Raw genomic sequence first — 326 nt, forward strand, 5'->3', positions numbered from 1 at the left:
TGGTTTTGAGAATGAAGTGTTGTCCGTCGTAACGCACTTCGCTGGCTTCTGTATGCTCAAGCACATTGATGCCTTCGCGATCAAAAACAGTCGCTATTGCTTCACCAATGGCAGGCTCGTCTTGGGATAACACTCGACTGCGGGCCAAAACAGTAACGTCACTACCGAGACGCGCGAAGGCTTGTGCTAACTCAAGAGCAACGACCGAGGCTCCAATAATAAGGAGGCTCTTAGGAATGTCATTTAGCTCTAATGCGCTTGTCGAAGTAAGGTAAGGGGTTTCAGCTAAGCCGGGGATGGGTGGTTGTGCGGGTCGGGCCCCGGTG

The 326-nt window shown here is 52.1% G+C and carries 1 protein-coding gene; it reads right to left on the reverse strand.

The window, feature by feature from the left end:
- Positions 1-326, reverse strand: a 326-nt coding sequence (locus tag ACP7H9_RS14240) for an FAD-dependent oxidoreductase (protein WP_439222937.1), incomplete at both ends; no start/stop codon positions are given.

The organism is Idiomarina sp. ST20R2A10 (genome assembly GCF_051842345.1).
Taxonomy (GTDB): Bacteria; Pseudomonadota; Gammaproteobacteria; order Enterobacterales; family Alteromonadaceae; genus Idiomarina; species Idiomarina loihiensis.